This is a genomic window from Colwellia sp. MB02u-14, from assembly GCF_014076915.1.
Classification (GTDB): domain Bacteria; phylum Pseudomonadota; class Gammaproteobacteria; order Enterobacterales; family Alteromonadaceae; genus Colwellia_A.
Map to the genome: position 1 here is coordinate 1 of NZ_JACGUX010000048.1, position 955 is coordinate 955.

The window sequence follows — 955 nt, forward strand, 5'->3', positions numbered from 1 at the left end:
CGTAATTAAATCTATTTCAGTTTTTGGTTAAATAGTTTTTCGCCAAAGTAGGTAAGTGATAAATTCACTTTTCATTAGTGGCTCAAAATTCACGGTTTAGTGTGTCGCAATGCTGTGAGTTTTTTTAATGTGCATTTTATGTCGCTAATATTTATATAAATTGTGCTGTTTGTGGTAATGTAAAAATGGCATAACAAGGCATTCAAACGGACAAAAAACAGTTGGCTTTTTTCACTTCGTTCAACATTTTAGCCAACAATTTTTTGCCGCTTAATGTGGCGTTAGCTAACTACATCAATCATCAACAGGGAAGAGTCATGAAAAAGTTTATATTGGTAGTATCTATTATATTGTTCACACATACTTCTTTTGCAAACACGAGTTCAGATAATGAACCCTTGCATAAAATAATTAAAGATTTTGATAGCGCAATTACAACTAAAGATAAATCTAAATTTCTTGATTTGTTTTACGAAGGGACAGTCTCTTGGGTTGGTGTTTCATCTAGTAATAATTTTAAGGCAGCTAAAAGTAGAGCAGACGCCGCAATAGCAAAAGGTGAACAAGCTAGGATGCCTAGGAAGAATTTCCAAAGTGATCCTGAAAAATTCATCGACGGTATTATTTCTCGCGTTAAAGCGCCTAAAGAAACATTCGAAAATATAAAAATTCTACATGATGGTGAAGTAGCAACGATATATTTTGATTATGAGTTTTATGACGGTGAGGTAAGAAAAAATTGGGGTAAAGAGAGTTGGTTACTTGTTAATACAGAGAAAGGTTGGAAAATAAATTCAGTTATATTCTCTATCACTCGCGGATAAAAGTTAGCTAACAACACGCCCTGAGGTGGACAACTAGTAAAATTTAGCTATTTATTGCAAATTTTAACAGTGGCGATCCTCTTCGTTTTAATGCTTCTAAATATTTTGATTCGTTGTAGGGCGTCTTCGTT

At 33.6% G+C, this 955-nt stretch carries 1 protein-coding gene; it reads left to right on the plus strand.

Going from position 1 to position 955, the window contains the following annotated elements; all coding sequences use genetic code 11:
* Positions 1-317 precede the first annotated feature (317 nt).
* Positions 318-824, plus strand: coding sequence for a hypothetical protein (locus H4J52_RS03945; RefSeq protein WP_182224247.1), 507 nt, complete (start codon positions 318-320; stop codon positions 822-824).
* The last annotated feature ends 131 nt before the right edge of the window (positions 825-955 follow it).